Here is a 3,383-nt window from a genome sequence, read left to right as displayed (position 1 = left end):
CGGTGGCGGAACCCGCCGCCGCGCAGCCCGCTTCCCCCCGGTCCGAGCCGGTCGGCGCGGAGGCCCCCCAGCCTGCCGCCGTCCGGTCCCCAGAGCCCGCCCCCGCCCCCCTCCCCCCGGTCGCCCAGTCCGTGGAGCCCGAGGTGGAGGAGCCCATGACAGCACAGGATCAGCCGGAGCCAGCGCCGGTACCGGAGCCGACCCCGGCGCCGGAACCGGTGGAGCAGCCCGCCCCGAAGGAGAAGGTGCCCGCGGCGACCGCCCCGCCACCCCCTCCCGCGAAGCCGGAACGCCCGGCCCGCAAACGCCCCGCCCGCAACCGCCGAGCCAGCGTCCCCTCCTGGGACGAGATCATGTTCGGCGCCCGCCGCCCCGACTGAACCGCCGAATGCGGAAGACCCCAGCCACCGAATGGCTGGGGTCTTCCGCATTTCCTGCTCAGGAGCCGAATTCTTCAGAAGCCGAGCTTCGTCGCGGTCTCGGCGGCGCTGTAGGGCTCGTCCACGCCGTGCGCGACGATCACGTCCATGTCGATGTGGCGCGTCCGCAGCGGCAGGATCGCCTGGTAGTCGGCCGACCGGTACCACGCGTGCACCGCCTCCGGGCTGGGGAACTCGATGATGATCACACCGCCGTCCCACTTCCCTTCGACGACCTCGAGCGCCGTGTTGTGCACGAGGAACCGGCCGCCGTACGGCTGCAGAGTCCCGTCGATCCGCCGCAGATACTCGCCGATCTCCGGATCCGGCCGAACCGTCCCGACATGTGCCACCGCGTAAGCCTTCATCCCTGCCTCCTCGTCTCTTCCCTGCACCCCGAACCTACGGATCCGCCCAGAAACGCGAATCCGCATCACTTAGGTACTTGCGGAAAAGAGCGCGGCCCCGCGCCCTGGGCGGACGCGGGGGCCGAGGCGGTCAGACGCGGCGCTTGAAGGCGCGCAGGCAGAGCGGGATGAAGACGGCGGCGATGCCGGCGCCCCAGGCCAGGGCGATCAGCGACGGGCGGAGGATCGCGCCCTCGCCGTTGAGGAAGCCGCGGATCGCGTTGACCAGGTGGGTCATCGGGTTGATGTGGTCGACGAAGTAGGCGAGCCAGTCGGGCATCCCCTGACCGCTCGGGATGAACGCGTTGGACAGGAAGGTCAGCGGGAAGATCGCGGTGAAGCCGAAGACCTGGACCTTCTCCGGGGCGTCGACCGAGAGCCCGACGAGGACCGACACCCACGCGAACAGCAGCGCGAACGCCAGCAGCACGCCGAACGCGCCGACGACGCCCAGGAACCCGCCGTGGATCCGGTAACCGATCAGCACCCCGACGATCAGCAGGATCGCCATCGACCAGGCCTGCTTGACCGTGTCGGCGAGGATCCGGCCCGCGAGCGGCGCCGTCCGGCTGATCGGCAGTGAACGGAACCTGTCGAACACGCCCTTGGTGACGTCGATGTTCAGCCCGAACCCCGTGCTCATCGACGCGAACAGCGCGTTCTGCGCGATGATGCCGGGGATCAGGACGGGCAGATACGCCTCGACGCTGCCGCCGATCGACGGGCCGAACACATAGGCGAACAGCAGCACGAACATGATCGGCTGGATGCTCAGGTCGACCAGTTCCATCGGGTTGTGCTTGATCTGCACCAGCCCGCGCCACGCCAGGGTGAAGGTGTTGCGCATCGTGTCGCCGAACGACACCCGCTTGCTGAGGGGACGGGCCAGGTCCGTCGTGATCGCGGTCATACGCCCGCTCCTTCCTTCTTGCCTTCGGCGGCCTCGTCGGACGCGGTGTGCCCGGTCAGGGCGAAGAACACCTCGTCGAGGCTGGACTTGCGGAGCGCGAGCTCCTCGACCGCGACACCCGCCTCCTCCAGCCGCCGGACGGCGACGGGCATCAGGGTGGTGTCCTTGATCGGCACGCTGACCAGGCCGTTGTTGAGCTCGGGGATCGCGCCCGTCAGCTCGGCCAGGACCAGCTTGGTCTTGTCGGAGTCGTCGGCGCGGGTGGGCCGCACCTCGAGCCGCTGGCCGCCGGCCTGCATCTTCAGCTCGTCCGGCGTGCCCTCGGCGATGACCGTGCCCTTGTCGATGACGACGATGTCGTCGGCGAGCTGGTCGGCCTCCTCCAGGTACTGGGTGGTCAGCAGGACCGTCACCCCGTCGGCGGTCAGGTCGCGGACGATGTCCCACAGGCCGTTGCGGCTGCGCGGGTCGAGCCCGGTGGTCGGCTCGTCGAGGTAGAGCACCGACGGGCGGCCGACCAACGAGGAGGCCAAGTCCAGTCGGCGGCGCATACCGCCGGAGTAGGTCTTGGCGGCGCGGTCGCGGGCGTCCCACAGATCGAACCGTTCCAGCAGCTCCTCGGCGCGGGCCTTGGCCTCGGCCTTGGGCCTGCCGAGCAGCCGGCCGATCAGCAGCAGGTTCTCGACGCCCGTCAGCATCTCGTCGACGCCGGCGTACTGGCCGGTCAGGCCGATGAGCTGGCGGACCTGGTGGGCCTCGGTGACGACGTCGTGACCGCCGACGGAGGCGCGGCCGCCGTCGGGCTGGATCAGTGTCGCCAGTACCCGGACGGCCGTAGTCTTGCCCGCGCCGTTCGGCCCCAGGACGCCGAGTACGGTGCCCGTCCGAGCGGCGAGGGTGACGCCGTTGAGGGCCCGGGTCTCCCCGAAGCTCTTCACCAGACCCTCTGCCTGGATGGCGTATGTCATGGGTGGTCTCCTCAGGATCTTGGTTATGCCCCGTAGTCTCCCCGGCCCCGCTGTCATCGCGCTGACAGTCCGCTGAGACGTCTCCCACCACAGTACGAAGTGGGTCTGACATTCCGGGGCGGCGGCCCCTGATCCGCATAGGCTGGGGCCGTGACCATGCTGCGGACCCCTGCCCACCGGGTCTCGCCGCGCGCGATGGCCAAGTGGGCTCTCGACCATCTGCTCGCCGGGGCCGTGCTGACGGCCTGCGCCTACGGTCTGGCCCGCTGGTCGGAGCAGGCCGGCTGGCCGTGGCGGCCGACCTGGCTGCCGTGGGCGGTCGGCGGGGTCTCGCTGCTGCTCGCGGCGACGGTGCCCGCCTGGCGGTACCGGTTCCACCGCTGGGAGGTCAGCTCGGACGTCGTCTACACCCGCGTCGGCTGGTTCACCCGCCAGTGGCTGCTGGTCCCGGTGAGCCGGATCCAGACCGTGGACGCCGAACAGAGCTGGCTCGAACGTATGCTCGACCTCGCCACCATCAAGATCAGCACCGCTTCGCACGAGGGGTCCTCCGAGCTGACCGGGCTGCGCCTGACCACCGCGACCGCGATCGCCGCCGACTTGGCCGCGCGCGCCCACGACCTGCACGACGACGCGACCTGACGCCATGTCCCCTCCCGAACCCGACCACGCCGCCGTC

4 protein-coding genes and 1 pseudogene are annotated in these 3,383 nt (G+C 70.4%); 2 read left to right on the top strand and 3 right to left on the bottom strand.

Annotated features, from left to right (window positions below; genetic code table 11):
- A pseudogene (locus ACYVE7_RS31420) lies at positions 1-380 on the top strand (septation protein SepH); the annotation flags it as partial.
- Between the two features lie 74 nt (positions 381-454).
- Here the strand turns inward: ACYVE7_RS31420 and ACYVE7_RS31415 are convergent.
- The 3 genes from ACYVE7_RS31415 to ACYVE7_RS31405 form a co-directional block, all read right to left on the bottom strand.
- The gene (locus ACYVE7_RS31415; protein ID WP_460369866.1) at positions 455-787 is read right to left on the bottom strand and encodes a DUF1330 domain-containing protein; all 333 of its coding nucleotides are present in this window, start codon (positions 785-787) and stop codon (positions 455-457) included.
- A 130-nt stretch (positions 788-917) separates the two neighbouring features.
- Positions 918-1,736 carry an ABC transporter permease gene (locus ACYVE7_RS31410; RefSeq protein ID WP_460369865.1) on the bottom strand — a complete coding sequence of 273 codons (819 nt, stop codon included), beginning with the start codon at positions 1,734-1,736 and terminating at the stop codon, positions 918-920.
- Positions 1,733-2,704, bottom strand: a complete 972-nt coding sequence (locus tag ACYVE7_RS31405; RefSeq protein WP_460369863.1) for an ATP-binding cassette domain-containing protein — start codon at positions 2,702-2,704, stop codon at positions 1,733-1,735. Before ACYVE7_RS31405 ends, ACYVE7_RS31410 begins: the two co-directional genes overlap by 4 nt.
- A 156-nt stretch (positions 2,705-2,860) precedes the next feature.
- On the opposite strand from ACYVE7_RS31405, the gene ACYVE7_RS31400 reads away from it, so the two are divergent.
- Positions 2,861-3,346: a PH domain-containing protein gene (locus ACYVE7_RS31400; protein WP_460369867.1), complete on the top strand. Its 486-nt coding sequence runs from the start codon at positions 2,861-2,863 to the stop codon at positions 3,344-3,346.
- Positions 3,347-3,383 lie beyond the last annotated feature (37 nt).

The sequence above is a fragment of the Actinocorallia lasiicapitis genome, from assembly GCF_054778695.1.
The sequence above is the reverse complement of the archived record's forward strand: the minus strand, read 5'-3'. Positions and strand labels throughout refer to the sequence as shown.

Excerpts from the sequence above, each read along its gene's own strand:
- ACYVE7_RS31415 (WP_460369866.1), bottom strand. The coding sequence starts at position 787 with ATGAAGGCTTACGCGGTGGCACATGTCGGGACGGTTCGGCCGGATCCG.
- ACYVE7_RS31410 (WP_460369865.1), bottom strand. The coding sequence starts at position 1,736 with ATGACCGCGATCACGACGGACCTGGCCCGTCCCCTCAGCAAGCGGGTG.
- ACYVE7_RS31405 (WP_460369863.1), bottom strand. The coding sequence starts at position 2,704 with ATGACATACGCCATCCAGGCAGAGGGTCTGGTGAAGAGCTTCGGGGAG.
- ACYVE7_RS31400 (WP_460369867.1), top strand. The coding sequence starts at position 2,861 with ATGCTGCGGACCCCTGCCCACCGGGTCTCGCCGCGCGCGATGGCCAAG.